Below are 25,265 nucleotides of genomic sequence, written 5' to 3'. Positions count from 1 at the left end.
GGACTGACCAATCGTAGTCGGTCGCAGCCGGAATCAACCGCCCGAGGCGGCCCAGTGTGGGCTGCCTCGGTATATTGGAAAATTCTCAAGCTATGCCAACAATTAATCAGCTCGTCCGCAAGCCGCGGCAACTTGAAGTCACCAAGAGCAAGGTGCCAGCGCTTGAAGCCTGCCCGCAGAAGCGTGGCGTGTGCACCCGTGTTTACACCACGACTCCGAAGAAGCCGAACTCCGCGCTGCGTAAAGTGGCCAAGGTTCGCCTGACCAATGGGTTCGAGGTCATCTCCTATATCGGCGGTGAAGGCCACAACCTCCAGGAGCACTCGGTGGTCCTGATTCGCGGTGGTCGTGTGAAGGACTTGCCGGGTGTGCGTTACCACATCGTGCGCGGTTCGCTGGACCTGCAGGGCGTCAAGGATCGTAAGCAGTCCCGCTCCAAGTACGGCGCCAAGCGCCCGAAGAAAGCCTAATTGTCGGCACTCAGAAATAGCTAGAGGTTGTCATGCCACGTCGTCGCGAAGTTCCCAAGCGTGAAATCCTGCCGGATCCGAAGTTTGCATCCCAGGACGTCTCGAAGTTCATCAATGTGATCATGCAGTCCGGCAAGAAGTCGGTTGCCGAGCGCATTGTCTATGGTGCGTTCGCGCACATTTCCGGTAAGGCGGGCAAGGATCCGCTGGAAGTTTTTGCGTCGGCGGTTGCCAACGTGAAGCCGGTGGTCGAAGTGAAGAGCCGTCGTGTCGGCGGTGCCAACTACCAAGTTCCGGTCGAAGTGCGTCCGTCGCGTCGTATGGCGCTGTCGATGCGTTGGCTGCGTGAGGCGGCTCGTAAGCGCGCCGAGAAGTCGATGGCCCAGCGTCTGGCGGGTGAGCTCCTCGAAGCGGCTGAAGGCCGTGGCTCCGCGATGAAGAAGCGCGAGGAAGTGCACCGTATGGCGGAAGCCAACAAGGCGTTCTCGCACTACCGCTTCTGATCTTTTCAAGCGGCGGTAAATCGGGCCCTGGCAAGGGCTCGATTGTTTTGTAACAAGACACTTGGACTTTCGCGCGATCGCGCGAATTCTGGAAGGCAGGATAAACCGTGGCTCGCAAGACTCCCATTGAGCGCTACCGCAATATCGGTATTTCCGCTCACATCGACGCCGGCAAGACAACGACGACCGAGCGCATTCTTTATTACACCGGTGTGAACCATAAGATCGGTGAGGTTCACGATGGCGCTGCGACCATGGACTGGATGGAGCAGGAGCAGGAGCGTGGCATCACCATCACGTCCGCTGCCACCACCTGCTTCTGGAAAGGCATGGACCTGTCCTATCCGGAACACCGCTTCAACATCATCGACACCCCGGGGCACGTCGACTTCACGATCGAAGTCGAGCGCTCGATGCGCGTCCTCGATGGCGCCTGCATGGTGTATTGCGCGGTGGGCGGCGTTCAGCCGCAGTCCGAAACCGTGTGGCGTCAGGCGACCAAGTACAAGGTGCCGCGTCTTGCGTTCGTGAACAAGATGGACCGCTCGGGTGCCAACTTCTTCAAAGTCTACGAGCAGATGCGTAGCCGCCTGAAGGCGAACCCGGTACCGATCGTGATTCCGATCGGCGCTGAGGATACCTTCGCCGGCGTCGTCGACCTGGTTCGCATGAAGGCGATCTACTGGGACGAGGCCTCGCAAGGCATGAAGTTCGAATACCGTGACATTCCGGCCGAGCTCCAGGCCGACGCCGCGGAGTGGCGCGAAAAGATGGTCGAGGCTGCCGCCGAAGCCAGCGAAGAGCTGATGAACGAGTACCTCGAGAACGGCGACCTGTCTGAAGACAAGATCAATGCCGGTCTGCGTCAGCGCACCATCGCTTGCGAAATCCAGCCGATGCTGTGCGGTACTGCGTTCAAGAACAAGGGCGTGCAGCGCATGCTCGACGCCGTCATCGAACTGCTGCCGTCGCCGGTCGATATTCCGCCGGTTTCCGGTCTGGATGACAACGAGCAGCCCGTGACGCGTAAGGCGGACGACGCCGAGAAGTTCTCGGCGCTTGCATTCAAGCTGATGTCCGACCCCTTCGTTGGTCAGTTGACCTTCGTGCGCGTGTACTCCGGTGTGCTGAACTCCGGCGAAACGGTGCTGAACTCGGTCAAGAACAAGAAGGAACGTATCGGCCGCATTCTGCAGATGCACGCCAACGAGCGTCACGAGATCAAGGAAGTTCTTGCGGGTGACATCGCGGCTTGCGTCGGTCTGAAGGAAGTTACCACCGGCGAAACGCTGTGCGACCCGTCGGCTCCGATCATCCTTGAGCGCATGATCTTCCCGGATCCGGTTATTCACGTCGCCGTCGAGCCGAAGACCAAGGGTGACCAGGAAAAGATGGGTATCGCGCTGAGCCGTCTGGCCGCCGAAGATCCGTCCTTCCGCGTGCGTACCGACGAAGAGTCCGGTCAGACCATCATCTCGGGTATGGGCGAACTGCACCTTGAGATCATCGTCGACCGCATGCGTCGCGAGTTCAACGTTGAAGCGAACGTCGGCGCCCCGCAGGTTGCTTACCGCGAAGCGGTCCGCAAGGCTGTCGAACAGGAAGGCAAGTTCGTCAAGCAGTCCGGCGGTCGCGGTCAGTACGGTCACGTCTGGATCAAGCTCGAGCCGAACGAAACCGGCAAGGGCTACGAGTTCGTCGATGCGATCAAGGGCGGCACTGTTCCGCGCGAATACATTCCGGCGGTCGACAAGGGTCTGCAGGAAACCCTGCCGAACGGCGTGCTGGCTGGCTTCCCGGTGGTCGACGTCAAGGTCACCCTGTTCGACGGCTCCTATCACGACGTCGATTCGAACGAGAACGCCTTCAAGATGGCCGCCTCGATGGCCTTCAAGGACGCGATGCGCAAGGCCAGCCCGGTTCTGCTTGAGCCGATGATGGCCGTGGTTGTCGAGACGCCCGAAGATTACATGGGTAACGTCATGGGTGACTTGTCGGGTCGTCGCGGCATCGTCCAGGGTATGGATGACCTACCGGGCGGCATGAAGGAAGTGAAGGCCGAGGTGCCGCTGGCTGAAATGTTCGGCTACGCGACGCAACTGCGTTCGCTGACGCAAGGGCGCGCCACGTACTCGATGGAATTCAAGCACTACTCCGAAGCGCCGAAGAGCGTTGCCGAAGCAGTGATCAACAATCGTAGCAAGTAAGGAACGAAGCGAGGATTCGACAATGGCTAAGGGTAAGTTTGAGCGGACGAAACCGCACGTAAACGTCGGGACGATCGGTCACGTTGACCATGGCAAGACGACGCTGACGGCAGCGATCACGACGATCCTGTCGACGAAGTTCGGCGGCGAGGCGAAGGCCTACGACCAGATCGACGCGGCGCCGGAAGAAAAGGCACGCGGCATCACCATCAACACCGCGCACGTCGAGTACGAGACGGCCAACCGTCACTACGCGCACGTTGATTGCCCGGGTCACGCCGACTACGTCAAGAACATGATCACCGGTGCCGCCCAGATGGACGGCGCGATCCTGGTCGTGTCGGCTGCCGACGGCCCGATGCCGCAGACCCGCGAGCACATCCTGCTCGCCCGTCAGGTCGGTGTGCCGTACATCATCGTGTTCATGAACAAGTGCGACATGGTCGACGACGCCGAGCTGCTCGAGCTCGTCGAGATGGAAGTGCGCGAGCTGCTGTCGAAGTACGACTTCCCGGGCGACGACATCCCCATCATCAAGGGTTCGGCACTGAAGGCGCTCGAAGGCGACAAGAGCGACCTCGGCGAAGGCGCGATCCTGCAGCTCGCCGAAGCGCTGGATAGCTACATCCCGACGCCGGAACGCGCGATCGACAAGCCCTTCCTGCTGCCGATCGAAGACGTGTTCTCGATCTCGGGTCGTGGCACCGTCGTGACCGGCCGTGTCGAGCGTGGCATCGTCAAGGTTGGCGACGAAATCGAAATCGTCGGCATCAAGGCGACCGTCAAGACCATCTGCACGGGCGTTGAAATGTTCCGCAAGCTGCTCGACCAGGGTCAGGCGGGCGACAACGTCGGCGTGCTGCTGCGCGGCACCAAGCGTGAAGACGTCGAGCGCGGCCAAGTGCTCGCGAAGCCGGGTTCGATCACCCCGCACACCCACTTCACGGGCGAAGTGTACGTCCTGTCGAAGGAAGAGGGCGGCCGTCACACCCCGTTCTTCAACAACTACCGTCCGCAGTTCTACTTCCGGACGACCGACGTGACCGGTTCGATCTCGCTGCCGGAAGGCACCGAGATGGTCATGCCGGGCGACAACGTGTCGATCACCGTCAAGCTGCTCGCGCCGATCGCCATGGAAGAAGGCCTGCGTTTCGCGATCCGTGAAGGCGGTCGTACCGTCGGCGCCGGTGTCGTTGCCAAGATCATCGAGTAATCACTCGAGCTATGCGTCCCCCGGGGTTGCTGCCCCGGGGGTTTTTGCTCTTTGAGGAACCAAGAAATGCAAAACCAGAAGATTCGCATCCGTCTGAAGGCCTTCGACTACCGTCTGATCGACCAGTCTGCGCTCGAAATCGTGGACACGGCCAAGCGTACGGGTGCTGTCGTGCGCGGCCCGGTGCCGCTGCCGACACGTATCGAGCGTTTTGACGTGCTGCGTTCGCCGCACGTGAACAAGACTTCTCGCGACCAGTTCGAGATTCGTACCCATCAGCGTCTGATGGACATCATCGATCCGACCGACAAGACCGTCGACGCATTGATGAAGCTCGACCTGCCGGCTGGTGTCGACGTCGAGATCAAACTGCAGTAAGTCCGCGCTGCTTGCGGTATCGTGAAAAAGGCCGGTATAATCCGGCCTTTGCGCCTTTTGGCGTAATTGTGTGTTAGGGCCCGGTCAATCGTAACCGGGGATCAGGAGAAGAAAATGAGTCTAGGCCTTGTAGGGCGCAAGGTTGGCATGACTCGCATCTTCGCCGAGGACGGCAGAAGCGTCCCGGTGACGGTGCTTGACGTGTCCAACAATCGTGTGACCCAAGTCAAGACGCTTGAAAGCGACGGCTATGCCGCGGTTCAGGTGGCTTTCGGCAAGCGTCGTGCGAGCCGCGTTAACAAAGCGGCCGCCGGTCACCTCGCCAAGGCCGGTGTCGAAGCCGGTCATGTATTGCGCGAATTTACCGTCACGCCCGAGCAGCTCTCCGGTCTGAAGACCGGTGATGTGATCAGTGTGGATATCTTTGCTGTTGGCCAGGCCGTTGACGTCAGTGGCGTCACGATCGGTCGCGGTTTTACCGGTGCTATCAAGCGTCATAACTTCTCGTCGAACCGCGCGTCGCACGGTAACTCCGTGTCGCACAACTCGCCGGGCTCGATCGGTATGGCGCAGGACCCGGGTCGCGTGTTTCCCGGTAAGCGGATGGCTGGCCAGTACGGCAACGTGGCGCGCACGACCCAGAATCTCGAGGTCGTTCGCGTTGATGTCGAGCGTCAGTTGCTCCTGGTGAAAGGGGCTGTGCCTGGTTCGAAGGGTGGCGACGTGATCGTCCGTCCTGCGGTCAAGGCGCGTGGCTGAGCGAGGACGTGATGGAACTGAAAGTATTGAACGATCAGGGCGTAGCAGCTGCGACGCTGCAGGCCTCTGACGCGCTGTTCGGGCGCGAATATAACGAAGCGCTGGTCCACCAGGTCGTCGTGGCCTACATGGCCAACGCGCGCTCGGGTAACCGTGCGCAGAAGGGGCGCTCGGAAATCGCCAAGTCGACCCGCAAGCCGTGGCGTCAGAAGGGTACGGGCCGTGCTCGTGCCGGTATGGCATCCAGCCCGCTGTGGCGCGGAGGCGGCAAGATCTTCCCGTCGTCGCCGGAAGAGAACTTCACCCACAAGGTTAACCGGAAGATGTATCGCGCCGGCGTCGCTGCCATTCTGTCGCAGCTCGCGCGGGAAGATCGTCTGGCCGTGGTCGAGGATTTCAGCCTCGAGGCTCCGAAGACCAAGCTCCTGACGCAGAAGCTCAAGGGCATGGGTCTGGAGTCGGTGCTGGTGATCACCGACAACTTCGACGAAAACCTGTTCCTGTCGTCGCGTAACCTGCATCGCGTGCTGGTGCTCGAGGTCAGCGAGGCGGATCCGGTGTCGCTCGTGCATTACGACAAGGTCATCGTGACGAAAGGCGCGCTGGCGAAGATGGAGGAGGCCTGGCAATGAGCGGATTCAGCCAAGAGCGTCTGATGCAGGTGCTGCTCGCGCCCCAGATCTCCGAAAAGGCGACGTACATCGCCGACAAGAACGAGCAGGTCGTGTTCAAGGTTGCCTCGACGGCGACCAAGCCTGAAGTGAAGGCGGCGGTCGAGCTGCTGTTCAAGGTCGAGGTCAAGTCGGTCCAGATCGCGAACGTCAAGGGCAAGGTCAAGCGTTTCGGCAAGATGACCGGCCGCCGCAAGGACTGGAAGAAGGCCTTCGTGTGCCTGAAGCCGGGCCAGGAAATCAACTTCGCGGCCGGGGAGTAATTAGTCATGGCACTGGTAAAACTCAAGCCTACGTCTGCCGGCCGTCGTGCGATGGTCAAGGTGGTGAATGCCGACCTGTACAAGGGTCGACCGCTCGCCTCGCTGGTCGAAAAGCAGTCGAAAAATGCCGGCCGTAACAACAACGGTCACATCACCGTTCGCCATCAGGGCGGCGGTCACAAGCAGCATTACCGCCTGGTCGACTTCCGTCGTAACAAGGATGGCATCGCTGCTCGTGTCGAGCGCATCGAATATGATCCGAACCGTTCGGCCAATATCGCCCTGATCTGCTATGCGGACGGCGAGCGTGCCTACATTATCGCCCCGAAGGGTCTGGAAGTCGGCGCGGCCGTGATGAGCGGCGCAGAAGCTCCGATCAAGCCGGGTAACGTTCTGCCGATTCGCAATATCCCGGTCGGTTCGACGATTCACTGCATCGAGATGATGCCCGGTAAGGGGGCGCAGCTTGCTCGTGCTGCCGGCACTTCGGCTCAGCTTCTCGCGCGTGAAGGCGCTTACGCGCAGGTTCGTCTGCGTTCGGGTGAAGTGCGCCGCGTGCACGTCGAATGCCGTGCGGCAATCGGCGTCGTTGGTAACGAAGAGCATGGCCTGCGGAAGATTGGCAAGGCCGGTGCGAATCGTTGGCGCGGTATCCGCCCGACCGTTCGCGGTGTTGCGATGAACCCGGTTGACCACCCGCACGGCGGCGGCGAAGGCCGTACCGGTGAAGGTGGCGTGCCGCGCAGCCCGTGGGGTCAGCCGACCAAGGGTTATCGTACGCGCAGCAACAAGCGCACCGATAACATGATCGTGCAGCGTCGTCACAAGCGTTAAGGGGTAACAGATGGCACGTTCTATTAAAAAAGGCCCGTTTGTCGACGCGCACCTGCTCAAGAAGGTTGATGCCGCTCGCGTGAGCAACGACAAGCGCCCGATCAAGACCTGGTCGCGTCGTTCGACCGTGCTGCCGGATTTCGTCGGTCTGACGATCGCCGTGCACAATGGTCGGCAGCATGTCCCTGTGTTCGTTTCGGAGAACATGGTCGGTCACAAGCTTGGCGAATTCGCGCTGACCCGTACTTTCAAGGGTCACGCCGCGAGCAAGAAGGCGAAGAGGTAAGGAGCGAACATGGAAACCAAAGCAATTCTGCGGGGCGTTCGCCTGTCGGCCCAGAAGGGTCGGCTTGTGGCGGACCTCGTGCGGGGCAAGCCGGTTGATCAGGCGCTCAATATTCTCGCCTTCAGCCCGAAGAAGGGTGCTCAGATCATCCGTAAGGTTGTGGAGTCGGCGATTGCTAATGCCGAGCACAACGACGGTGCCGACATCGACACGCTGAAGGTTAAGACGATCTATGTCGAGGAAGGCACGTCGCTCAAGCGCTTCACGGCGCGCGCGAAGGGTCGCGGTAACCGCATCCTGAAGCCGACCTGCCACGTCTACGTGACTGTCGGGGAATAAGGGGTAAATATGGGTCAGAAAATTCATCCGACCGGATTCCGTCTGGCGGTCACCCGTGACTGGAGTTCGCGCTGGTTCGCCTCGAGCCAGGATTACTCCAAGATGCTGCATGAGGACATCAAGGTTCGCGACTTCTTGAAGAAGAAGCTATCGCACGCCTCAGTGGGTCGTGTCGTTATCGAGCGTCCTGCAAAGAACGCCCGCATCACCCTTTTCAGTGCCCGTCCCGGTGTGGTGATTGGTAAGAAGGGTGAGGACATCGAACTGCTCAAGCGCGAGCTTCAGAAGATCATGGGCGTGCCGGTGCACGTCAATATCGAAGAAGTGCGCAAACCTGAGCTCGATGCCAAGCTGATCGCCGACTCGATCGCCCAGCAGCTCGAAAAGCGGATCATGTTCCGTCGTGCGATGAAGCGCGCGATGCAGAACGCGATGCGTCTGGGCGCTCAGGGTATCAAGATCATGAGCTCGGGTCGTCTGAACGGCGCCGAAATCGCCCGTACTGAGTGGTATCGCGAAGGTCGCGTGCCGCTGCACACTCTGCGCGCAGATATCGACTACGGTGTCTCCGAAGCCAGCACGACCTATGGCGTGATCGGCATCAAGGTGTGGGTGTACAAGGGCGACATGCTCGGTCGGAACGAACGTCCGGCCGTCGTCGAGAATGAAAACGAGGCTCGCCGCGGCCGTCGCGCGCCTCGCAATGATGCCGGTGACAACCGTGGCGCCAAGCGTCCGGCGCGTCGTGCCGGTGCCGATCAAGCCGATGCCGACAAGGGCGGAAAGCGGACCAGAAAAGCGGGAGTAGACGATGCTGCAGCCGTCGAGAAGGAAGTATCGTAAGGAGCAGAAGGGCCGGAACACCGGCGTGGCAACGCGCGGTGCGAAGGTCAGCTTCGGCGAGTTCGGGCTCAAGGCGGTTGGTCGTGGTCGTCTGACCGCGCGTCAGATCGAGTCGGCGCGTCGTGCGATGACCCGTCACATCAAGCGCGGTGGTCGGATCTGGATCCGGATTTTCCCGGACAAGCCGATTTCCAAGAAGCCTGCCGAAGTGCGGATGGGTAACGGTAAGGGCAACCCGGAGTACTGGGTCGCCGAAATCCAGCCGGGCAAGGTTCTGTATGAGATGGATGGTGTCGACGAAGCGCTCGCGCGCGAGGCGTTCCGACTGGCTGCTGCGAAGCTGCCGCTCGAGACCGTGTTTGTTCACCGTCAGTTGGGGTAAACATGAAAGCGAGTGAACTCCGCGCGAAGAGCGCCGGTGAATTGAATCAAGAGTTGCTCGAACTGCTGAAGGCGCAGTTCTCGCTGCGCATGCAACTGGCGACGCAGCAGCTCGGCAACACGAGCCAACTCGGAAAGGTCCGTCGCGACATCGCGCGCGTGCGTACCGTTCTGCGTGAAAAGGCGGTGCAGAAATGAGCGAAGAAAAGCAAAAGGTCCGGCGGGTGTTCGTCGGCCGTGTGGTCAGCGACAAGATGCAGAACACGGTCACCGTGCTCGTCGAGCGTCGTGTCAAGCATGAGCTGTACGGCAAGGTGATCACGCGTTCGGCGAAGTATCACGCTCATGTCGAGGGCGGTCTTGCTGCGGCGGGCGACTTGGTTGAGATCGAGGAATGCCGTCCGATCTCGAAGACCAAGTCTTGGCGCGTCGCCAAGGTGCTCGAGAAGGCTCGCGAAATCTGAGGTCAGTCGGAAATCGCATAGAACAGCTTGGCAGGTAACTGCCAAGCTGTTATAGTTTATACTCTTTGCTTCTCGCTCCTCGGAGCTTCCCACCCGAACGGGTTCCAAGACTGACCGCGGTAGCGGGGCAAGTTGGAGATAAATTCATGATTCAAATGCAGTCCATTCTGGACGTCGCCGATAACACCGGCGCGCGTTCGGTGATGTGCATCAAGGTGCTTGGCGGTTCCAAGCGTCGGTATGCCAGCGTTGGTGACATCATCAAGGTTGCCGTGAAGGACGCCGCGCCGCGTGGTCGCGTCAAGAAGGGCGATATTTACAATGCGGTCGTCGTGCGCACCGCGAAGGGCGTTCGTCGCCCCGACGGTTCGCTGCTGCGCTTCGATGGCAATGCGGCCGTTCTGCTGAACAACAAGCTCGAGCCGATCGGCACCCGCATTTTTGGGCCGGTGACGCGCGAGCTGCGTACCGAGCGGTTCATGAAGATCGTCTCGCTGGCGCCTGAAGTGCTCTAAGGAGTTGTCGAGATGAACAAGATCCGCAAAGGTGATGAGGTAGTCGTCCTGGCCGGCAAGGACCGTGGTCGTCGCGGTGTTGTGCTGGGTCGCGTCGGTGAAGAGCGTATCGTCGTCGAAGGCGTGAATCGCGCCAAGAAGCACGTGCGTCCGAATCCGCTGAAGGGCGAGGTCGGTGGCATCGTTGAGAAGGAAATGCCGCTGCACATCTCGAATGTTGCGCTGTTCAATCCCGCATCGCAGAAAGGCGATCGCGTTGGGATTCGGGTGCTTGAAGATGGTCGCAAGGTGCGCTTCTTCAAGTCCAATGGCGAACTGATCGACGCGTAAGGAGTGGCAATGGCGCGCTTGCAACAGTACTACAAGGAATCGATTGCTCCGGATCTGCTGAAGCAGTTCGGCTACAAGTCGGTTATGGAAGTGCCCCGCATCACCAAGATCACTCTGAACATGGGTGTCGGCGAGGCGGTGGGTGACAAGAAGATTCTCGAGCATGCCGTTGGCGACATGCAGAAGATCGCTGGTCAGAAGCCGGTGGTTACGAAGGCTCGCAAGTCGATCGCGGGTTTCAAGATTCGTGACGGTTATCCGATCGGCTGCATGGTGACGTTGCGCGGTGCGACGATGTATGAATTCCTTGATCGCTTGGTGACGATCGCGATGCCGCGTATTCGCGACTTTCGCGGGATTGCCGGCAAGGGTTTCGATGGCCGCGGCAACTACAACCTGGGCGTCAAAGAGCAGATCATTTTCCCCGAGATCGAGTACGACAAGATCGACGCGCTGCGCGGTATGAATATCAGCATCACGACGACCGCGAAGACCGATCAGGAAGCTCGGGCTCTGCTCGCTGCGTTCAAGTTCCCGTTCAAGAATTGAGGGTGTTATGGCAAAACTGGCTCTGATCAATCGAGAAGAGAAGCGCCGCAAGACGGTCGAGAAGTTCGCCGCCAAGCGTGCCGCGCTGATCGCTCAGATCAACGATTTCAAGTTGCCTGAAGAAGAGCGCATGGCTGCGCGTCTGAAGCTGCAGCAGCTGCCGCGCAATGCAAGTCCCGTTCGCGAGCGTCGTCGCTGCGAGCTGACCGGTCGTCCGCGTGGCGTGTTCCGCAAGTTCGGCCTGTGCCGCAACAAGCTGCGTGACCTGGCGTTCCGTGGCGAAGTGCCCGGCATGACCAAGGCGAGCTGGTAAGGAGATTAGCAGATGAGTATGTCCGATCCTATCGCCGATATGCTGACCCGCATCCGCAATGGTCAGCAGGCTCAAAAGGCTAGCGTCTCGATGCCGAGCTCGAAGCTGAAGGTTGCGATTGCCAAGGTGCTGCAAGATGAAGGTTACATCGAGTCGTTTGGCGTCCGTGAAGCTGGCGGCAAGCCCGAACTCGACGTGGTGCTGAAGTATTACGCCGGTCGCCCGGTCATCGAGCGCCTCGAGCGCGTCAGCCGTCCCGGTCTGCGCGTTTACAAGGGTAGCGACGATCTGCCGCGTGTGATGAACGGTCTGGGTGTCGCGATCGTGTCGACTCCCCGTGGCGTGATGACCGACCGTGCTGCCCGTTCGGGTCGCGTCGGCGGCGAAGTCATCTGCTACGTCGCGTAAGGGGGATTTCATGTCTCGTGTAGCTAAGAATCCGGTTGCCGTCCCCGCGGGCGTCGAAGTGACCATCGGTGCCGGCGAAGTCGCCGTCAAGGGACCGCTCGGTACGCTGACGCGATTCGTCGGTGGCGACGTATCAGTTCAGCGCGAAGGCGATGCGCTCGTGTTTGCCGCGGTTCCCGGTGCGCCCAATGGTCGTGCGATGTCCGGTACCGTTCGCGCGCTCGTTAACAACATGGTGGCCGGCGTGACGAAGGGCTTCGAGCGCAAGCTGACCCTGGTGGGCGTCGGTTATCGCGCCCAGGCTCAGGGCGACAAGCTGAACCTGACCCTTGGTTTCTCGCATCCGGTGGTCCATCAGATGCCTGCGGGTATCAAGGTCGAGACCCCGACGCAGACCGAAATCGTGATCAAGGGCATCGACAAGCAGTTGGTCGGCCAGGTCGCAGCCGAGGTGCGTGCATACCGCGAACCCGAGCCGTATAAGGGCAAGGGCGTCCGTTATTCGGACGAAGTGGTTGTGCTCAAGGAAACCAAGAAGAAGTAAGGGCGGTTTGATATGAACAAGAAAGACGTTCGTCTGCGTCGTGCTCGTAAAACCCGAGCCAAAATCGCGGAACTGAAGGCGGTTCGCTTGACCGTGTTTCGTTCCAATTCGCATATCTACGCCCAGGTGATCGCTGGTTGCGGGTCGCGTGTGCTCGCTTCGGCATCGACGCTCGAGGCTGATGTGCGCTCGCAGCTTTCGCACGGCGGCAACAAGGCTGCGGCACAGCTCGTCGGCAAGCTGATTGCCGAGCGCGCGAAGGCGGCTGGTATCGAGACGGTCGCGTTCGATCGCGCCGGCTTCCAATATCACGGTCGCGTTCAGGCGCTGGCCGAGGCTGCCCGCGAAGGCGGACTCAAGTTCTAAGCGAGGATTCGTATGGCTAAGCAACAAAGCAAGCGTCCGCAGGCTTCGGAGGAGCGTGACGACGGCCTTCGCGAGAAGATGGTTGCCATCAATCGCGTCACCAAGGTGGTGAAGGGCGGCCGTATCCTCGGTTTCGCTGCGCTGACCGTGGTGGGTGATGGCGACGGCGGTATCGGCATGGGCAAGGGCAAGTCCCGCGAAGTGCCGGTCGCCGTCCAGAAGGCGATGGATGAAGCGCGCCGCAAGATGGTCAAGGTGTCACTGAAGAACGGCACCCTGCACCATGCCGTGGTCGGCAAGCACGGCGCCTCTTCGGTGCTGATGCAGCCCGCTCCGAGCGGTACCGGCATCATTGCCGGCGGCCCGATGCGTGCCGTGTTCGAAGTGATGGGCGTGACCGACGTCACCTGCAAGTGCATCGGTTCGGCCAATCCTTACAACGTCGTGCGCGCCACGCTGAATGGTCTGCTGGCCGTCAATACGCCTGCAGAAATCGCAGCGAAGCGCGGCAAGAGCGTCGAAGAGATTCTGGGGTAAGCCATGGCCGAGAAGACGATCAAGGTCACGCTGGTGAAAAGCGTGATCGGTACCAAGCAATCGCACCGTGCGACGGTGCGCGGTCTGGGGCTGCGTCGCCTGAATCACACCGTCGAACTCCAGGACACCCCGGAAGTTCGCGGCATGGTGAACAAGGTGTCGTACCTCGTGAAGTGTGAGGGCTGATATGCGACTCAATACGATCAAACCCGCTGCTGGCGCAAAGTTTACTGCCAAGCGCGTCGGCCGTGGTATCGGCAGCGGCCTGGGCAAGACCTGCGGTCGCGGTCACAAGGGCCAGAAGTCCCGCGCCGGAGGCTTCCACAAGGTCGGTTTCGAAGGCGGTCAAATGCCGCTGCAGCGTCGTCTGCCGAAGCGCGGCTTCGTGTCGCTGACCGGTAGTCGTAACGCCGAAGTGCGTCTGTCGGAACTCGACAAGCTGCCCGTCGACGACGTCGATCTGCTGGTGTTGAAGCAGGCCGGACTGGTCCCTGCGGATACGCTGTCGGCAAAGGTCGTTCTGTCCGGCGCAATCGCCCGGAAAGTGACCTTGCGCGGCGTCGGTGCGACGAAGGGTGCCTTGGCTGCCATTCAGGCAGCCGGTGGTTCCGTGGCTGCCGAGTAAGGCGAAGGACAGGGCTGTGGCCACTTCTGCTGCCACGTTGGGAACCCCCGGTCGCTTCGGCGATCTGAAGCGCCGGCTGATGTTCTTGGTCGGCGCTCTGATCGTCTATCGTATCGGAGGTCATATTCCGGTGCCCGGGATCGATCCGCAGCGACTGGCCGAGCTGTTCCAGTCGCAGGCAGGCGGCATCCTTGGTGTCTTCAATCTGTTCTCCGGCGGGGCGTTGTCGCGCTTTACGATTTTCGCCCTGGGGATCATGCCGTATATCTCTGCATCGATCATCATGCAGTTGATGACGGTTGCGATTCCGCAGCTCGAGGCGCTCAAGAAAGAGGGCGAGGCCGGCAGGCGCCAGATCACGAAGTACACCCGTTACGGCACGGTTGCACTGGCGTTTGCGCAGTCCCTCGGCATCGCGATCGCGCTCGAAGGGCAGGCTGGGCTGGTGCTCGATCCGGGCTTCCTGTTCCGCTTCGTAACCGTGGCGACGCTTGTTACCGGGACCATGTTCCTGATGTGGCTGGGTGAGCAGATCACCGAGCGCGGCCTTGGGAACGGCATCTCGCTGATCATCTTCGCAGGTATTGCAGCCGGCTTGCCGAGCTCGATTGCGAAGTTGTTCGAGCTGGTGCGGACCGGCGCGATGCATCCCTTCACAGCGCTGCTGATCTGTGTGCTGGTCGTGCTGGTGACGGGTTTCGTCGTCTTTGTCGAGCGGGGTCAGCGGAAGATCCTGGTGAACTATGCCAAGCGGCAGGTCGGCAACAAGATCTACGGCGGCCAGAGTTCGCATCTGCCATTGAAGTTGAACATGTCGGGGGTCATCCCGCCGATCTTCGCGTCGAGCATCATCCTGTTCCCGGCGACGTTGGGACAATGGTTCGGCGCGTCGGAGAGCATGCGCTGGTTACGAGATCTGTCCTCGACGCTCGCGCCGGGGCAGCCGATCTACGTCATGTTGTATGCCGCGGCGATTATCTTCTTCTGTTTCTTCTATACGGCGCTCGTGTTCAATGCGCGGGAGACGGCGGATAATCTGAAGAAGAGCGGAGCGTTCGTTCCCGGGATTCGTCCCGGCGATCAGACGGCCCGATACATCGACAAGATCCTGACGCGGCTGACGCTGGTGGGTGCCGGATACATCACGCTGGTGTGCCTGCTGCCTGAGTTGTTAATCTTGAAGTGGAACGTGCCGTTCTATTTCGGAGGCACCTCACTGCTGATCCTGGTGGTTGTGACGATGGACTTTATGTCGCAGGTCCAGGCGTACGTCATGTCACATCAGTACGAGAGCCTGCTCAAGAAGGCGAACTTCAAGGGGGCGGGGCTTCCGACCAGGTAAGCTATGGCGAAGGAAGACGTTATCGAGATGCAGGGCGAGGTCACAGAGAACCTTCCCAATGCAACGTTTCGCGTCCGGCTCGAAAACGGACACATGGTCCTCGGGTACATCTCGGGGAAGATGCGGATGCACTACATCCGGATTCTTCCCGGTGACAAGGTCACTGTGCAGCTGACGCCCTACGACCTGACCAAGGCCCGGATCGTTTTCCGGACCAAGTAATCAAGAAACAGGAGCAACAAAATGAGAGTTCAGGCTTCGGTTAAGCGGCTGTGCCGCAACTGCAAGATCGTGCGTCGCAAGGGTGTGGTCCGCGTCATCTGCGCAGATCCGCGGCACAAGCAGCGCCAGGGTTGATCTTAGGGCGCTCGAGGATTAATATTTAATGTTTCGCTTTTTGGGGTAATCGAATGGCCCGTATTGCTGGGGTAAACATTCCCAACCACAAGCATGCCGAGATTGCGCTGACCGCCATCTATGGAATTGGCCGTTCGCGTGCTCAGAATATTTGTGATTCTGCCAACGTGGCTCGCTCTGCCAAGGTGAAGGACCTCACCGAGTCGGATATGGAACGGCTGCGCGATGAGGTCGCCAAGTTCGTCGTGGAGGGTGACCTCCGTCGTGAAGTGACGATGAACATCAAGCGCCTGATGGACTTGGGTTGCTACCGCGGTGTCCGTCACCGTCGTGGTCTGCCTGTCCGCGGTCAGCGTACCCGTACCAATGCACGTACCCGCAAGGGACCGCGCAAGGCCATCGCCGGCAAGAAGTGATAGGGACTGATAATGGCTAAGACTGCTGCGAAAGTTCGCAAAAAGGTTAAGAAGAACGTTGCCGAGGGCATCGCCCACGTGCACGCGAGCTTCAACAATACGATCATTACGATTACCGATCGCCAGGGCAACGCTCTGTCGTGGGCAACCTCGGGTGGTGCGGGCTTCAAGGGCTCGCGCAAGAGCACTCCGTTTGCCGCGCAGGTCGCCGCCGAGGCTGCCGGCAAGGCCGCTCAGGAATGCGGTGTCAAGAATCTGGAAGTGCGCATCAAGGGGCCGGGTCCCGGTCGCGAATCTGCCGTGCGCGCGCTCAATGCGCTGGGTATGAAGATCTCCAGCATTACCGACATCACGCCGATTCCGCATAACGGCTGCCGTCCGCCGAAAAAGCGTCGTATCTGACAAGGAGTTGAAACGTGGCTCGTAATCTGGATCCCAAGTGCCGTCAGTGCCGTCGCGAGGGCGAAAAGCTGTTCCTGAAGGGTGATAAGTGCTTCACCGATAAGTGTGCGATCGAGCGTCGTGCGTATGCGCCTGGCCAGCACGGCCAGCGTTCCGGTCAGCGTCTGTCCGGCTATGGCGTACAACTGCGTGAAAAGCAGAAGATCCGCCGCCTGTACGGCGTGCTGGAAGCCCAGTTCCGCAAGGTGTATGCCGAAGCCGACCGCCGTCGCGGTCAGACTGGCGAAAACCTGCTGCAACTGCTGGAAGGCCGTCTGGACTCCGTGGTGTACCGCATGGGCTTCGGCGCGTCGCGCGCGGAATCGCGTCAGCTGGTCCGTCACAACGGCATCCTGGTCAATGGCAAGCGTGTGAATATCCCGTCGTTCGTCGTGCGTCCGGGTGACGTCGTCGAGCTGACCGAAGGTGCTCGCGGCCAGCTGCGCGTGAAGGCTGCTCTCGAGGCTGCCGCATCGCGTGGTTTCCCGGAATGGATCGAAGTCGATGCGAAGGCCGGCAAGGGCGTGTTCAAGGCGTATCCGCAGCGTGCAGAGCTGCCGCCGACGATCAACGAAGGCCTGGTGGTCGAACTGTACTCCCGCTAACAGGCTCGCCTGAAGACTCAAAGATCCGAGGAACTGCTGATGCAAAGCAATTCACTGCTGAAACCCCGCATCATCGACGTCCAGAGCATCTCGCCGGTTCAGGCGCGGGTGACGATGGAGCCGTTCGAGCGTGGTTTCGGTCATACCCTGGGGAATGCGCTGCGGCGCATCCTCCTTTCCTCGCTGCCTGGCTATGCGCCGACCGAAGTCACGATCGAGGGCGTGCTGCACGAGTACTCAACGCTCGACGGTGTGCGCGAAGACATCGTTGATCTGCTCCTGAACCTGAAGGGTGTGGTCCTGAAGCTGCATAACCGCAGCGAGACGACCCTGCGCCTGTCGAAGTCGGGTGAGGGTGTGGTCACGGCGGCCGATATCGAGGGTGGTCACGACGTCGAGATCATCAATCCCGACCACGTGATCGCGCACCTCGCTCCCGGCGGCAAGCTGGAGATGCAGATCAAGGTCGAGCAGGGCCGCGGCTACGTGCCGGGCAACGTTCGTCCGGCTGCCGGCGAGACGAAGAGCATCGGCAACGTCGTTCTGGACGCGTCGTTCAGCCCGGTTCGCCGCGTGAGCTATCTCGTCGAGAGCGCACGCGTCGAGCAGCGTACCGACCTCGACCGTCTGGTCATCGATATCGAAACCAACGGTGCAGTCGATCCGGAAGAGGCGATCCGCTACGCGGCGCGCGTGCTGATGGATCAGCTGTCGGTGTTCGCGGATCTCGAGGGAACGGCGCCGGTGGTCGAGCAATCGACGACCCAGGTGATCGATCCGGTGCTGCTGCGCCCGGTCGATGATCTGGAGCTGACTGTGCGTTCGGCGAACTGCCTGAAGGCCGAGAACATCTACTACATCGGCGATCTGATCCAGCGTACCGAAACGGAGCTGCTGAAGACTCCGAACCTCGGCCGCAAGTCGCTGAACGAAATCAAGGAAGTGTTGGCCTCCCGCGGGCTGACGCTTGGCATGAAACTGGAAAACTGGCCGCCGGCCGGGCTTGAGAAGCTCGGTTGAGTTGGCGCAGTTGAGTGAGGAATAAAAATGCGTCACCGCAACGGTCTTCGCAAACTTAATCGTACCAGCGCTCATCGCCAAGCGATGTTCCGCAACATGGCTAACTCGCTGCTGCGTCACGAAGTCATCAAGACGACGCTGCCGAAGGCCAAGGAACTGCGCCGCGTGGTCGAGCCGCTGATCACCCTCGGCAAGAAGCCGAGCCTGTCGAACCGTCGTCTGGCCTTCAACCGCCTGCGCGACCGCGACATGGTCGTGAAGCTGTTCGACGAGCTGGGCCCGCGTTTCTCGGCCCGCAACGGCGGCTACCTGCGCATCCTGAAGTTCGGCTTCCGCGACGGCGACAATGCGCCGATGGCGCTGGTCGAGCTCGTCGATCGCCCCGCCGACAACGAAGTTGTCGAAGTCAGCGAGGCAGCTGCAGCCTGAGTATCGGGTGCATGAAGCCGTAGAAGAGATGGGCCGTTTCGACGGCCCATTTTTTTTGTCGCCGCGGGCGGCGCGGCGCTGGAATAGTGAGGTGACGTCGTGGCGACAGTACTGGTTACGGGTGGAGCGGGCTATATCGGTTCGCATACCTGTGTGGAACTGCTGGCCGGCGGCCATGAGGTCGTCGTCGTTGATAATCTGAGCAACAGCAAGCTCGAAGCGATCCGGCGTGTCGAGGAAATTGCCGGACGCTCGCTGGCGGGCTTCTATCCCTTGGATGTGCGAGATGGGTAGGGGCTTGCGCGGGTCTTTGCGTCGCATGACATCCATTCGGTGATCCACTTCGCAGCGCTGAAGGCGGTCGGTGAGTCGGTCGCCGAACCGCTGCGGTATTACGGCAACAACATCGAAGGGCTGCTGTCCTTGATTTCGGCGATGGGGGAAGCGGGCGTCCGGAGGATCGTGTTCAGTTCGTCTGCGACGGTCTATGGTGACCCGGCGAGCGTGCCGATCCGTGAGGATTTTCCAACCGGGCCGACTAATCCCTACGGTTGGACGAAACTCATGGCGGAGCAGATCCTGCGTGACGTGGCGGCGTCCGATCCGCGTTGGCGCGTGGTCTTGCTGCGCTATTTCAATCCGGTCGGCGCGCATGCGAGCGGGCGTATCGGGGAGGACCCGAATGGGATGCCGAACAACCTGATGCCCTTCGTATGTCAGGTGGCGGTCGGGCGGCGGCCGAGGCTGCAGGTGTTCGGAAGCGACTATCCGACGATCGACGGGACGGGGGTGCGTGACTATATCCACGTCGTGGATCTGGCTGCGGGGCACGTGAAGGCAGTCGAAAGGATTGATGCGCTGGATGCGGTGAGCTGCCTCAACCTGGGAACGGGGCGCGGATACAGCGTGTTGGAGGTGGTGCGTGCGTTCGAGCGGGCGTCGGGGCGTCCGGTTGCGTTCGATCTGGTTAGCCGCCGTCCGGGCGACGTCGCGACGTGCTGGGCAGATCCCGAGCGGGCGAGGGAGGGTCTCGATTGGTCGCCGCGTTACGACCTCGATGCGATGTGCCGCGACGCGTGGCGCTGGCAGTCGCAGAATCCGGACGGTTATCCGGACTGAGCGGTGGCGCCTTACCAGTTCTTGCGGACGCGATTGCGATACTGGACGTCGTGCGGAAGGACCTTCTGCATGGCCTCGAGGTGTCCGTTGACGATGTCGTAGGCCTTCTTGAGCGTGTCGTTGGTCAGCTGCGGGAGTTCGCTCTGGCGGGCCGTCGAGCGCACGACCTGTTCGATGGCACGTCGCCGTTGCTGGTCTTCGGCGGGAAGGTAGACGCCCAGAGCTGCGTCGAGAAGCGTCTTGAGGATCTTCACCCGCCGTTCGATGCGGTCGAGGAAGATGCTTTGAGGGTCGTTCGGGACTTCGGGCATGGCGGTCTCCTTAATGCTTTCGGCCGCGATTCTCAACTGGGGGAGCCGGGGCAAGCGAGGACTGGTGCTGATCAAATTGTAAGCGCTGAAAGCAGACTGAGCGAGCGAACTGTCTTGGCGCCGTCACGCGGGGGCGGTCGCAGGGAGGAGTTTCCTCAGGTAGCGGCCGGTATGGCTGGCCGGGTGGCCCGCGATCGCTTCGGGAGCGCCGGTGCAGAGGATCTGGCCGCCGCGGTGACCACCTTCCGGGCCGAGGTCGATGACCCAGTCGGCGGTCTTGATCACATCAAGGTTGTGCTCGATGACGACGATGGTGTTGCCGTGGTCGCGCAGGCGATTCAGGACGCCGAGCAGCAGTTCGATGTCGCGGAAGTGCAGGCCGGTGGTGGGTTCGTCGAGGATATAGAGGGTGCGGCCCGTGTCGCGTTTTGAGAGCTCCAGGGAGAGTTTGACGCGTTGGGCTTCGCCGCCCGAGAGGGTGGTCGCGCTCTGGCCAAGGCGGATGTAGCCGAGGCCAACGTCCATCAGGGTCTCGAGCTTGCGCGCGACGCCGGGGACGGGGCGGAAGAATTCGAGGGCGTTCTCGACGGTCATGTCGAGGACCTCGTAGATGGTCTTGCCCTTGTAGCGGATTTCGAGCGTTTCGCGGTTGTAGCGTTTGCCGTGGCAGACGTCGCAGGGGACGTACATGTCCGGAAGAAAGTGCATCTCGACCTTGATCATGCCGTCGCCCTGGCAGGCTTCGCAGCGTCCGCCCTTGACGTTGAACGAGAAGCGGCCGGGGCCGTAGCCGCGTGCGCGCGCTTCGGGGACGCCGGCGAAGAGTTCGCGCACCGGAGTGAGTAGGCCGGTGTAAGTCGCCGGGTTGGAGCGTGGGGTGCGGCCGATGGGGCTTTGGTCGACGTTGATGACCTTGTCGAAGTGATCCAGCCCTTCGACCTCGCCGTGGGGGGCGGGCTCGATGTTGGAGCCATAGAGGTGGCGTGCGGCGATGGCGTAGAGGGTGTCGTTGATCAGCGTGGACTTGCCTGAGCCGGAGACGCCGGTGATGCAGGTGAAGAGACCGACCGGGAGTTCGAGGGTGACATCCTTGAGGTTGTTGCCGGTGCAGCCGCGCAGGTGGAACAGGCGTTCCGGGTTGGGCGCACTGCGGCGCACGGGGGGCTGGATGGCCTCGTGGCCGGCGAGGTAGGCGCCGGTGAGGGATTGCGGGTTGGCGATGATCTCGGTCGGGGTCCCCTGGGCGACGATTTCGCCGCCATGGACGCCGGCGCCCGGGCCCATGTCCACGACGTAATCGGCGCAGCGGATGGCGTCTTCGTCGTGTTCGACGACGATCACGGTGTTGCCGAGGTCGCGCAGCTGGCGCAGGGTCGTGAGCAGGCGGTCGTTGTCGCGCTGGTGCAGGCCGATCGAGGGTTCGTCGAGGACGTACATGACGCCGGTGAGGCCGGAGCCGATCTGGCTGGCGAGGCGAATGCGCTGGGCTTCGCCGCCGGAAAGGGTGTCGGCGGAGCGGTCGAGCGAGAGGTAGTCGAGGCCGACGTTGATCAGGAAGCTCAGGCGGTCGGAGATCTCCTTGACGATCTTGGCGGCCACCAGCGCGCGCTGGCCGCTGAGGCTGAGTTCGTCGAAGAAGGCTTTGCACTCGCCGAGCGGCATGTGGCTGACGGTATGCAGCGACTGGCCGCCGATGAGCACGTGGCGCGCTTCGCTGCGCAGGCGCGTGCCGTGGCAGGCGGGGCAGGCCTGGGTGGCGCGGTACTTGGCGAGCTCTTCGCGTACCGCGATGGAGTCGGTTTCGCGGAAGCGGCGTTCGAGGTTGGGAATGATGCCTTCGAAGGGGTGCTCCTTCGGGACCATGCGGCCGTTGTCCGAGAGGTAACGGAAGGTGATCTTGTGTCGGCCCGAGCCGTGCAGGACGACCTGGCGGACTTCTTCGGACAGGGTCTCGAACGGCGCTTCGACGTCGAAGTCGTAGTGGCTCGCGAGCCCGGCGAGCATCTGGAAGTAGAACTGGTTGCGGCGGTCCCAGCCGCGGATGGCGCCGGCGGCGAGTGAGAGTTCGGGATGGGCGACGACGCGGGCGGGGTCGAAGAATTCGACCTGGCCAAGGCCGTCGCATTTCGGACAGGCGCCGGAGGGGTTGTTGAACGAGAAGAGGCGCGGTTCGAGTTCGGCGAGCGAGTAGCTGCAGATCGGACAGGCGAAGCGGGCCGAGAAGAGGTGTTCGTGGCCGCTGTCCATTTCGACGGCGATCGCACGGCCGTCGGCGTGGGTGAGTGCGGTCTCGAAGGATTCGGCGAGGCGGCCGCGCTGGTCTGCGCGAACCTTGAGGCGGTCGATGACGACTTCGACGCTGTGGCGGCGGCCCTTTTCGAGCGGCGGCATGGCGTCGAGCTCGCCGACCTGACCATCCACGCGCACACGGACGAAGCCTTGGGCGCGCAATTCGGAGAAGAGCTCGTGCTGCTCGCCTTTGCGATGCGAGACCACCGGGGCGAGGATCATCAGTCGCGTGTCCTCGGGCAGCGCGAGGATGTGGTCGACCATCTGCGAGACGGTCTGCGCTTCGAGCGCCTGGTCGGGGTGGTCCGGGCAGTGCGGCGTGCCGGCGCGCGCGTAGAGCAAGCGCAGGTAATCGTGGATTTCCGTGACCGTGCCGACGGTCGAGCGCGGGTTGTGGCTGGTGGCCTTCTGTTCGATCGAGATCGCCGGCGACAGGCCTTCGATGAGGTCGACGTCGGGCTTTTCCATCAGCTGCAGGAACTGGCGCGCGTAGGCCGACAGCGATTCGACGTAGCGGCGCTGGCCTTCGGCGTAGAGGGTGTCGAAGGCGAGCGAGGACTTGCCCGAGCCGGACAGGCCGGTGATCACGGTGAGGCGGTTGCGCGGCAGGTCGAGGTTGATGTTCTTGAGGTTGTGAGTGCGCGCGCCGCGAATGCGGATTTCGTCCATGGACCTGGGCCGACGAGGGGAACATGCAACTATACGAGAGAACACTGACCTGAAACAAACCCGGCGATGGCGGATGTTAGAATCCCCACTTTGTCTCGTCTGCCGTCTCCCATGTCCCGACCCCAGCAAGACTCCATGACACCTGCCGAGCGGCGAGCCGGCGCGAGCCTGGCAGCCATTTTTGCGCTGCGGATGCTCGGCCTGTTCCTGATCCTGCCGGTGTTTTCGTTGCATGCCCACAAGCTGCCGGGCGGGGACGACATGAGCTTGGTCGGGCTCGCGATCGGCGCCTACGGGCTGACCCAGGCTTTCCTGCAGATGCCCTACGGGGTTGCGTCGGACCGCTTTGGGCGCAAGCCGGTGATTGTGTTCGGACTCGTGCTGTTCGCATTGGGTAGCGTTGTCGCGGCGCTTGCGGCGAGCATCCAGATCGTCATCGTCGGCCGCGTGTTGCAGGGGGCGGGGGCGATTTCGGCGGCGGTGACGGCGCTGGCGGCGGATCTGACGCGGGATCAGCATCGTACCAAGGTGATGGCGATGATCGGGTCGAGCATCGGCCTGGTGTTTGCGTTGTCGATGGTGGCGGCACCAGTGCTGTATTCGCTGATCGGCATGGACGGGATCTTCTGGCTGACCGGCGCGCTGGCCTTGGCGGCGATCGGTGTCGTGCTGTATGTCGTGCCGGCGGCGCCGGCCTTGCCGCGCGCGAACGGCGGGCGCTTCGCGGATGTTCTGCGCGACGGGCAGTTGATGCGCCTGAACTTCGGTGTCTTCGTGCTGCACCTGATCCAGACCGCGATGTGGGTGCTGGTGCCCGCGGCGCTGGTGGCGGGGGGCGGGCTGCCGCTGCCCGAGCACTGGAAGGTCTATCTGCCGGCGGTGGTGCTGTCGTTCGCGTTGATGGTGCCGGCGGTGATCATCGCCGAGAAGGGCGGTCGAATGAAGACCATCTTCAGCACGGCCGTCGGACTGCTGGTAGTGGTGCAGGCCGGCCTGTATGCCTTCGGGCGCAGCCTGCCGGCGCTGGGCTTGTGGTTGACGTTGTTCTTCGTTGCGTTCAATGTGCTCGAAGCTATTCTTCCGTCATGGATTTCGCGCGTCGCGCCCCCGCATGCGAAGGGTACGGCGCTGGGCCTCTACAACACGCTGCAGTCCGTCGGGCTGTTCCTGGGGGGGGCGATGGGCGGCTGGATTGCTGAACACTATGGCAGTGGCGCCGTGAATTTTGCCTGTGGGCTGCTCGCCGTGATCTGGCTGCTGCTGGCGACATCGATGAATCCACCTGTGCGACGTGCCGTTGCGAGCGCGGCCGCGCGTTAATTTGAATTTGTATTCGAGGAGAAAGGGATGGCTTCCCTGAACAAAGTGATCCTGATCGGCAACCTGGGTCGGGACCCGGAAACGCGTTATGCGCCGAGCGGTGACGCGATCTGCAACGTGACGATCGCGACGACCGAGACCTGGAAGGACAAGGCGAGCGGCGAGCGCAAGGAAGCAACGGAGTGGCATCGCGTGGTGTTTTTCGGCCGCCTCGCGGAGATCGCGTCGCAATATCTGCGCAAGGGCAGCCAGGTGTACGTGGAAGGCCGCCTGCAGACGCGCAAGTGGCAGGACAAGGACGGCCAGGATCGTTACACGACGGAAATCCGTGCCGACGAGATGAAGATGCTGGGTTCGCGTTCGGGCGGCGATGCGCCGATGCGCCAGTCAGAGGGCGGCTATGACGCGCCGGCCCCGGCTCCGGCACGTCAAGCTCCGCAGGCCGCGCCCGCGCAGCGCGCGCCGAGCCAGCCGAGCAGCGGCGGCGGTTTCGGCGACTTCGACGACGATATCCCGTTTTAAGCGACGCCTCGTAGTACCCGGTTCGGTAAGACCCGGCAGCCCTTCGTGGTTGCCGGGTTTTTTCGTTTACGGGCGGCCCGGGCCGACGATTGCCCGCGCCTCGTGCGCCCGTGAGAAATTACCTAGTCCACGCGTGTAATTGGACGCTCTCGCCCCTCAGTCCGCAAAGCAGATACTGCATTCCACGTTGGCATACGCAATCGGCAACCGAATCGCGGCAGTTCCTGCAGACAGTGGAGAGGCGGACCCGATGAACTCCTCAACTTTATCCGATGCCGTGAATGAGCGGCCGGCCGGCTTCCGTCCGGAAGGCGAGCTCACGATCTACACCGTCGCGGAACAACATGGGCTGCTGATGAGGGCGCTGGACGCCGGCCCGGTCGTGCATCTGGATATGTCGGCGGTGAATGAGGTGGATACCGCGGGACTGCAGTTGCTGATCCTGGCGAGGCGCGAGGCCGCACAGCGCGGGATCGAACTGCGGGTCGCCGGGTGCAGCGATGTAGTGAAGGACGCGCTGGAGACGATGCAGCTTGCCAGCCTTCTGGATGACTGCGCCGCAGAGGGCGGAGTGTCTCGGAACTGACGCCTGGATCTGGACGCTCTGTGTCAATCCTTGAGGGGACC

General features: G+C 61.7%; 38 protein-coding genes and 1 pseudogene. 37 read left to right on the top strand and 2 right to left on the bottom strand.

Going from position 1 to position 25,265, the window contains the following annotated elements; all coding sequences use genetic code 11:
- Positions 1-92: 92 nt before the first annotated feature.
- From rpsL to galE, 34 genes and pseudogenes are all read left to right on the top strand, one after another.
- Positions 93-470 carry a 30S ribosomal protein S12 gene (gene rpsL, locus AZKH_RS19850; RefSeq protein WP_015437589.1) on the top strand — a complete coding sequence of 126 codons (378 nt, stop codon included), beginning with the start codon at positions 93-95 and terminating at the stop codon, positions 468-470.
- Between the two features lie 32 nt (positions 471-502).
- Positions 503-973, top strand: coding sequence for a 30S ribosomal protein S7 (gene rpsG / locus AZKH_RS19845; protein ID WP_015437588.1), 471 nt, complete (start codon positions 503-505; stop codon positions 971-973).
- A 107-nt stretch (positions 974-1,080) separates the two neighbouring features.
- On the top strand, positions 1,081-3,180 hold the full coding sequence (gene fusA / locus AZKH_RS19840; RefSeq protein ID WP_015437587.1) for an elongation factor G: 2,100 nt from the start codon (positions 1,081-1,083) through the stop codon (positions 3,178-3,180).
- A 22-nt stretch (positions 3,181-3,202) separates the two neighbouring features.
- Positions 3,203-4,393, top strand: a complete 1,191-nt coding sequence (gene tuf, locus AZKH_RS19835) for an elongation factor Tu (RefSeq protein ID WP_015437586.1) — start codon at positions 3,203-3,205, stop codon at positions 4,391-4,393.
- Positions 4,394-4,459: 66 nt separating this feature from the next.
- Positions 4,460-4,771 carry a 30S ribosomal protein S10 gene (gene rpsJ / locus AZKH_RS19830; protein WP_015437585.1) on the top strand — a complete coding sequence of 104 codons (312 nt, stop codon included), beginning with the start codon at positions 4,460-4,462 and terminating at the stop codon, positions 4,769-4,771.
- Between the two features lie 114 nt (positions 4,772-4,885).
- Positions 4,886-5,530 (top strand): 50S ribosomal protein L3, encoded by a 645-nt coding sequence (gene rplC / locus AZKH_RS19825; protein ID WP_015437584.1) that lies wholly within the window; start codon positions 4,886-4,888, stop codon positions 5,528-5,530.
- An 11-nt stretch (positions 5,531-5,541) separates the two neighbouring features.
- Positions 5,542-6,162 carry a 50S ribosomal protein L4 gene (gene rplD / locus AZKH_RS19820; protein ID WP_015437583.1) on the top strand — a complete coding sequence of 207 codons (621 nt, stop codon included), beginning with the start codon at positions 5,542-5,544 and terminating at the stop codon, positions 6,160-6,162.
- Complete coding sequence (rplW, locus tag AZKH_RS19815) at positions 6,159-6,464, top strand: 50S ribosomal protein L23 (protein WP_041656425.1); 306 nt, start codon at positions 6,159-6,161, stop codon at positions 6,462-6,464. The genes rplD and rplW overlap by 4 nt, the downstream gene beginning before the upstream one ends.
- 6 nt (positions 6,465-6,470) lie before the next feature.
- Positions 6,471-7,298, top strand: coding sequence for a 50S ribosomal protein L2 (gene rplB, locus AZKH_RS19810; RefSeq protein WP_015437581.1), 828 nt, complete (start codon positions 6,471-6,473; stop codon positions 7,296-7,298).
- Positions 7,299-7,308: 10 nt separating this feature from the next.
- The gene (gene rpsS, locus AZKH_RS19805) at positions 7,309-7,584 is read left to right on the top strand and encodes a 30S ribosomal protein S19 (protein WP_015437580.1); all 276 of its coding nucleotides are present in this window, start codon (positions 7,309-7,311) and stop codon (positions 7,582-7,584) included.
- Between the two features lie 9 nt (positions 7,585-7,593).
- On the top strand, positions 7,594-7,923 hold the full coding sequence (gene rplV / locus AZKH_RS19800) for a 50S ribosomal protein L22 (RefSeq protein ID WP_015437579.1): 330 nt from the start codon (positions 7,594-7,596) through the stop codon (positions 7,921-7,923).
- A 9-nt stretch (positions 7,924-7,932) separates the two neighbouring features.
- A complete protein-coding gene (rpsC, locus tag AZKH_RS19795) occupies positions 7,933-8,766 on the top strand; it encodes a 30S ribosomal protein S3 (RefSeq protein ID WP_015437578.1) in 834 nt (277 codons plus the stop codon).
- The gene (rplP, locus tag AZKH_RS19790; protein WP_015437577.1) at positions 8,735-9,148 is read left to right on the top strand and encodes a 50S ribosomal protein L16; all 414 of its coding nucleotides are present in this window, start codon (positions 8,735-8,737) and stop codon (positions 9,146-9,148) included. The genes rpsC and rplP overlap by 32 nt, the downstream gene beginning before the upstream one ends.
- Before the next feature lie 2 nt (positions 9,149-9,150).
- Positions 9,151-9,345 carry a 50S ribosomal protein L29 gene (rpmC, locus tag AZKH_RS19785; RefSeq protein WP_015437576.1) on the top strand — a complete coding sequence of 65 codons (195 nt, stop codon included), beginning with the start codon at positions 9,151-9,153 and terminating at the stop codon, positions 9,343-9,345.
- Complete coding sequence (gene rpsQ / locus AZKH_RS19780) at positions 9,342-9,611, top strand: 30S ribosomal protein S17 (protein ID WP_015437575.1); 270 nt, start codon at positions 9,342-9,344, stop codon at positions 9,609-9,611. Before rpmC ends, rpsQ begins: the two co-directional genes overlap by 4 nt.
- A 146-nt stretch (positions 9,612-9,757) precedes the next feature.
- The gene (gene rplN / locus AZKH_RS19775) at positions 9,758-10,126 is read left to right on the top strand and encodes a 50S ribosomal protein L14 (RefSeq protein WP_015437574.1); all 369 of its coding nucleotides are present in this window, start codon (positions 9,758-9,760) and stop codon (positions 10,124-10,126) included.
- Between the two features lie 12 nt (positions 10,127-10,138).
- Positions 10,139-10,456 (top strand): 50S ribosomal protein L24, encoded by a 318-nt coding sequence (gene rplX, locus AZKH_RS19770; protein ID WP_015437573.1) that lies wholly within the window; start codon positions 10,139-10,141, stop codon positions 10,454-10,456.
- 9 nt (positions 10,457-10,465) lie between these two features.
- On the top strand, positions 10,466-11,005 hold the full coding sequence (gene rplE, locus AZKH_RS19765) for a 50S ribosomal protein L5 (protein WP_015437572.1): 540 nt from the start codon (positions 10,466-10,468) through the stop codon (positions 11,003-11,005).
- Between the two features lie 7 nt (positions 11,006-11,012).
- Positions 11,013-11,318 (top strand): 30S ribosomal protein S14, encoded by a 306-nt coding sequence (rpsN, locus tag AZKH_RS19760; protein ID WP_015437571.1) that lies wholly within the window; start codon positions 11,013-11,015, stop codon positions 11,316-11,318.
- Positions 11,319-11,330: 12 nt separating this feature from the next.
- Positions 11,331-11,726 (top strand): 30S ribosomal protein S8, encoded by a 396-nt coding sequence (rpsH, locus tag AZKH_RS19755; protein ID WP_015437570.1) that lies wholly within the window; start codon positions 11,331-11,333, stop codon positions 11,724-11,726.
- A 10-nt stretch (positions 11,727-11,736) separates the two neighbouring features.
- A complete protein-coding gene (gene rplF / locus AZKH_RS19750) occupies positions 11,737-12,270 on the top strand; it encodes a 50S ribosomal protein L6 (protein ID WP_015437569.1) in 534 nt (177 codons plus the stop codon).
- A 12-nt stretch (positions 12,271-12,282) separates the two neighbouring features.
- Positions 12,283-12,636, top strand: coding sequence for a 50S ribosomal protein L18 (gene rplR / locus AZKH_RS19745; protein WP_015437568.1), 354 nt, complete (start codon positions 12,283-12,285; stop codon positions 12,634-12,636).
- A 12-nt stretch (positions 12,637-12,648) separates the two neighbouring features.
- Positions 12,649-13,173: a 30S ribosomal protein S5 gene (gene rpsE / locus AZKH_RS19740; protein ID WP_015437567.1), complete on the top strand. Its 525-nt coding sequence runs from the start codon at positions 12,649-12,651 to the stop codon at positions 13,171-13,173.
- 3 nt (positions 13,174-13,176) lie between these two features.
- Complete coding sequence (gene rpmD / locus AZKH_RS19735) at positions 13,177-13,359, top strand: 50S ribosomal protein L30 (RefSeq protein WP_015437566.1); 183 nt, start codon at positions 13,177-13,179, stop codon at positions 13,357-13,359.
- A gap of 1 nt (position 13,360) precedes the next feature.
- Positions 13,361-13,798, top strand: a complete 438-nt coding sequence (gene rplO, locus AZKH_RS19730) for a 50S ribosomal protein L15 (protein ID WP_015437565.1) — start codon at positions 13,361-13,363, stop codon at positions 13,796-13,798.
- Positions 13,799-13,877: 79 nt separating this feature from the next.
- The gene (secY, locus tag AZKH_RS19725) at positions 13,878-15,140 is read left to right on the top strand and encodes a preprotein translocase subunit SecY (protein ID WP_255345719.1); all 1,263 of its coding nucleotides are present in this window, start codon (positions 13,878-13,880) and stop codon (positions 15,138-15,140) included.
- A gap of 3 nt (positions 15,141-15,143) precedes the next feature.
- Complete coding sequence (gene infA, locus AZKH_RS19720; protein ID WP_015437563.1) at positions 15,144-15,362, top strand: translation initiation factor IF-1; 219 nt, start codon at positions 15,144-15,146, stop codon at positions 15,360-15,362.
- Positions 15,363-15,383: 21 nt separating this feature from the next.
- Positions 15,384-15,497, top strand: coding sequence for a 50S ribosomal protein L36 (gene rpmJ, locus AZKH_RS27005; RefSeq protein ID WP_076603157.1), 114 nt, complete (start codon positions 15,384-15,386; stop codon positions 15,495-15,497).
- A gap of 53 nt (positions 15,498-15,550) precedes the next feature.
- On the top strand, positions 15,551-15,913 hold the full coding sequence (rpsM, locus tag AZKH_RS19715; protein WP_015437562.1) for a 30S ribosomal protein S13: 363 nt from the start codon (positions 15,551-15,553) through the stop codon (positions 15,911-15,913).
- A 12-nt stretch (positions 15,914-15,925) separates the two neighbouring features.
- Positions 15,926-16,315: a 30S ribosomal protein S11 gene (rpsK, locus tag AZKH_RS19710; RefSeq protein WP_011237995.1), complete on the top strand. Its 390-nt coding sequence runs from the start codon at positions 15,926-15,928 to the stop codon at positions 16,313-16,315.
- 14 nt (positions 16,316-16,329) lie between these two features.
- Positions 16,330-16,959 (top strand): 30S ribosomal protein S4, encoded by a 630-nt coding sequence (rpsD, locus tag AZKH_RS19705; protein WP_015437561.1) that lies wholly within the window; start codon positions 16,330-16,332, stop codon positions 16,957-16,959.
- A 39-nt stretch (positions 16,960-16,998) separates the two neighbouring features.
- Entirely contained in the window at positions 16,999-17,979 is a 981-nt protein-coding gene (rpoA, locus tag AZKH_RS19700; RefSeq protein WP_015437560.1) for a DNA-directed RNA polymerase subunit alpha, read from the top strand.
- A 27-nt stretch (positions 17,980-18,006) separates the two neighbouring features.
- Positions 18,007-18,408 (top strand): 50S ribosomal protein L17, encoded by a 402-nt coding sequence (gene rplQ / locus AZKH_RS19695; protein ID WP_015437559.1) that lies wholly within the window; start codon positions 18,007-18,009, stop codon positions 18,406-18,408.
- A gap of 99 nt (positions 18,409-18,507) precedes the next feature.
- Positions 18,508-19,527 (top strand): annotated as a pseudogene (gene galE, locus AZKH_RS19690) (UDP-glucose 4-epimerase GalE).
- Positions 19,528-19,538: 11 nt separating this feature from the next.
- Here galE and AZKH_RS19685 read toward each other — a convergent pair.
- Positions 19,539-19,838 carry a hypothetical protein gene (locus AZKH_RS19685; protein WP_015437556.1) on the bottom strand — a complete coding sequence of 100 codons (300 nt, stop codon included), beginning with the start codon at positions 19,836-19,838 and terminating at the stop codon, positions 19,539-19,541.
- Positions 19,839-19,961: 123 nt separating this feature from the next.
- Complete coding sequence (gene uvrA, locus AZKH_RS19680) at positions 19,962-22,796, bottom strand: excinuclease ABC subunit UvrA (protein WP_015437555.1); 2,835 nt, start codon at positions 22,794-22,796, stop codon at positions 19,962-19,964.
- Between the two features lie 135 nt (positions 22,797-22,931).
- Between uvrA and AZKH_RS19675 the strand changes: the two genes are divergently transcribed.
- From AZKH_RS19675 to AZKH_RS19665, 3 genes are all read left to right on the top strand, one after another.
- Positions 22,932-24,116 carry an MFS transporter gene (locus AZKH_RS19675; protein WP_015437554.1) on the top strand — a complete coding sequence of 395 codons (1,185 nt, stop codon included), beginning with the start codon at positions 22,932-22,934 and terminating at the stop codon, positions 24,114-24,116.
- Between the two features lie 27 nt (positions 24,117-24,143).
- Positions 24,144-24,638, top strand: a complete 495-nt coding sequence (ssb, locus tag AZKH_RS19670) for a single-stranded DNA-binding protein (protein WP_015437553.1) — start codon at positions 24,144-24,146, stop codon at positions 24,636-24,638.
- Positions 24,639-24,888: 250 nt separating this feature from the next.
- Complete coding sequence (locus tag AZKH_RS19665) at positions 24,889-25,224, top strand: lipid asymmetry maintenance protein MlaB (RefSeq protein ID WP_015437552.1); 336 nt, start codon at positions 24,889-24,891, stop codon at positions 25,222-25,224.
- The last annotated feature ends 41 nt before the right edge of the window (positions 25,225-25,265 follow it).

Origin of the sequence: Azoarcus sp. KH32C (genome assembly GCF_000349945.1) — a bacterium.
Lineage (GTDB): Bacteria > Pseudomonadota > Gammaproteobacteria > Burkholderiales > Rhodocyclaceae > Aromatoleum.
Note: the sequence above shows the minus strand (reverse complement) of the source record. Positions and strands in the feature narration are given on the sequence as shown.

Excerpts from the sequence above, each read along its gene's own strand:
- rpsL (WP_015437589.1), top strand. The coding sequence starts at position 93 with ATGCCAACAATTAATCAGCTCGTCCGCAAGCCGCGGCAACTTGAAGTC.
- rpsG (WP_015437588.1), top strand. The coding sequence starts at position 503 with ATGCCACGTCGTCGCGAAGTTCCCAAGCGTGAAATCCTGCCGGATCCG.
- tuf (WP_015437586.1), top strand. The coding sequence starts at position 3,203 with ATGGCTAAGGGTAAGTTTGAGCGGACGAAACCGCACGTAAACGTCGGG.
- rpsJ (WP_015437585.1), top strand. The coding sequence starts at position 4,460 with ATGCAAAACCAGAAGATTCGCATCCGTCTGAAGGCCTTCGACTACCGT.
- rplC (WP_015437584.1), top strand. The coding sequence starts at position 4,886 with ATGAGTCTAGGCCTTGTAGGGCGCAAGGTTGGCATGACTCGCATCTTC.
- rplD (WP_015437583.1), top strand. The coding sequence starts at position 5,542 with ATGGAACTGAAAGTATTGAACGATCAGGGCGTAGCAGCTGCGACGCTG.
- rplW (WP_041656425.1), top strand. The coding sequence starts at position 6,159 with ATGAGCGGATTCAGCCAAGAGCGTCTGATGCAGGTGCTGCTCGCGCCC.
- rplB (WP_015437581.1), top strand. The coding sequence starts at position 6,471 with ATGGCACTGGTAAAACTCAAGCCTACGTCTGCCGGCCGTCGTGCGATG.
- rpsS (WP_015437580.1), top strand. The coding sequence starts at position 7,309 with ATGGCACGTTCTATTAAAAAAGGCCCGTTTGTCGACGCGCACCTGCTC.
- rplV (WP_015437579.1), top strand. The coding sequence starts at position 7,594 with ATGGAAACCAAAGCAATTCTGCGGGGCGTTCGCCTGTCGGCCCAGAAG.
- rpsC (WP_015437578.1), top strand. The coding sequence starts at position 7,933 with ATGGGTCAGAAAATTCATCCGACCGGATTCCGTCTGGCGGTCACCCGT.
- rplP (WP_015437577.1), top strand. The coding sequence starts at position 8,735 with ATGCTGCAGCCGTCGAGAAGGAAGTATCGTAAGGAGCAGAAGGGCCGG.
- rpmC (WP_015437576.1), top strand. The coding sequence starts at position 9,151 with ATGAAAGCGAGTGAACTCCGCGCGAAGAGCGCCGGTGAATTGAATCAA.
- rpsQ (WP_015437575.1), top strand. The coding sequence starts at position 9,342 with ATGAGCGAAGAAAAGCAAAAGGTCCGGCGGGTGTTCGTCGGCCGTGTG.
- rplN (WP_015437574.1), top strand. The coding sequence starts at position 9,758 with ATGATTCAAATGCAGTCCATTCTGGACGTCGCCGATAACACCGGCGCG.
- rplX (WP_015437573.1), top strand. The coding sequence starts at position 10,139 with ATGAACAAGATCCGCAAAGGTGATGAGGTAGTCGTCCTGGCCGGCAAG.
- rplE (WP_015437572.1), top strand. The coding sequence starts at position 10,466 with ATGGCGCGCTTGCAACAGTACTACAAGGAATCGATTGCTCCGGATCTG.
- rpsN (WP_015437571.1), top strand. The coding sequence starts at position 11,013 with ATGGCAAAACTGGCTCTGATCAATCGAGAAGAGAAGCGCCGCAAGACG.
- rpsH (WP_015437570.1), top strand. The coding sequence starts at position 11,331 with ATGAGTATGTCCGATCCTATCGCCGATATGCTGACCCGCATCCGCAAT.
- rplF (WP_015437569.1), top strand. The coding sequence starts at position 11,737 with ATGTCTCGTGTAGCTAAGAATCCGGTTGCCGTCCCCGCGGGCGTCGAA.
- rplR (WP_015437568.1), top strand. The coding sequence starts at position 12,283 with ATGAACAAGAAAGACGTTCGTCTGCGTCGTGCTCGTAAAACCCGAGCC.
- rpsE (WP_015437567.1), top strand. The coding sequence starts at position 12,649 with ATGGCTAAGCAACAAAGCAAGCGTCCGCAGGCTTCGGAGGAGCGTGAC.
- rpmD (WP_015437566.1), top strand. The coding sequence starts at position 13,177 with ATGGCCGAGAAGACGATCAAGGTCACGCTGGTGAAAAGCGTGATCGGT.
- rplO (WP_015437565.1), top strand. The coding sequence starts at position 13,361 with ATGCGACTCAATACGATCAAACCCGCTGCTGGCGCAAAGTTTACTGCC.
- secY (WP_255345719.1), top strand. The coding sequence starts at position 13,878 with ATGTTCTTGGTCGGCGCTCTGATCGTCTATCGTATCGGAGGTCATATT.
- infA (WP_015437563.1), top strand. The coding sequence starts at position 15,144 with ATGGCGAAGGAAGACGTTATCGAGATGCAGGGCGAGGTCACAGAGAAC.
- rpmJ (WP_076603157.1), top strand. The coding sequence starts at position 15,384 with ATGAGAGTTCAGGCTTCGGTTAAGCGGCTGTGCCGCAACTGCAAGATC.
- rpsM (WP_015437562.1), top strand. The coding sequence starts at position 15,551 with ATGGCCCGTATTGCTGGGGTAAACATTCCCAACCACAAGCATGCCGAG.
- rpsK (WP_011237995.1), top strand. The coding sequence starts at position 15,926 with ATGGCTAAGACTGCTGCGAAAGTTCGCAAAAAGGTTAAGAAGAACGTT.
- rpoA (WP_015437560.1), top strand. The coding sequence starts at position 16,999 with ATGCAAAGCAATTCACTGCTGAAACCCCGCATCATCGACGTCCAGAGC.
- rplQ (WP_015437559.1), top strand. The coding sequence starts at position 18,007 with ATGCGTCACCGCAACGGTCTTCGCAAACTTAATCGTACCAGCGCTCAT.
- AZKH_RS19685 (WP_015437556.1), bottom strand. The coding sequence starts at position 19,838 with ATGCCCGAAGTCCCGAACGACCCTCAAAGCATCTTCCTCGACCGCATC.
- uvrA (WP_015437555.1), bottom strand. The coding sequence starts at position 22,796 with ATGGACGAAATCCGCATTCGCGGCGCGCGCACTCACAACCTCAAGAAC.
- AZKH_RS19675 (WP_015437554.1), top strand. The coding sequence starts at position 22,932 with ATGACACCTGCCGAGCGGCGAGCCGGCGCGAGCCTGGCAGCCATTTTT.
- ssb (WP_015437553.1), top strand. The coding sequence starts at position 24,144 with ATGGCTTCCCTGAACAAAGTGATCCTGATCGGCAACCTGGGTCGGGAC.
- AZKH_RS19665 (WP_015437552.1), top strand. The coding sequence starts at position 24,889 with ATGAACTCCTCAACTTTATCCGATGCCGTGAATGAGCGGCCGGCCGGC.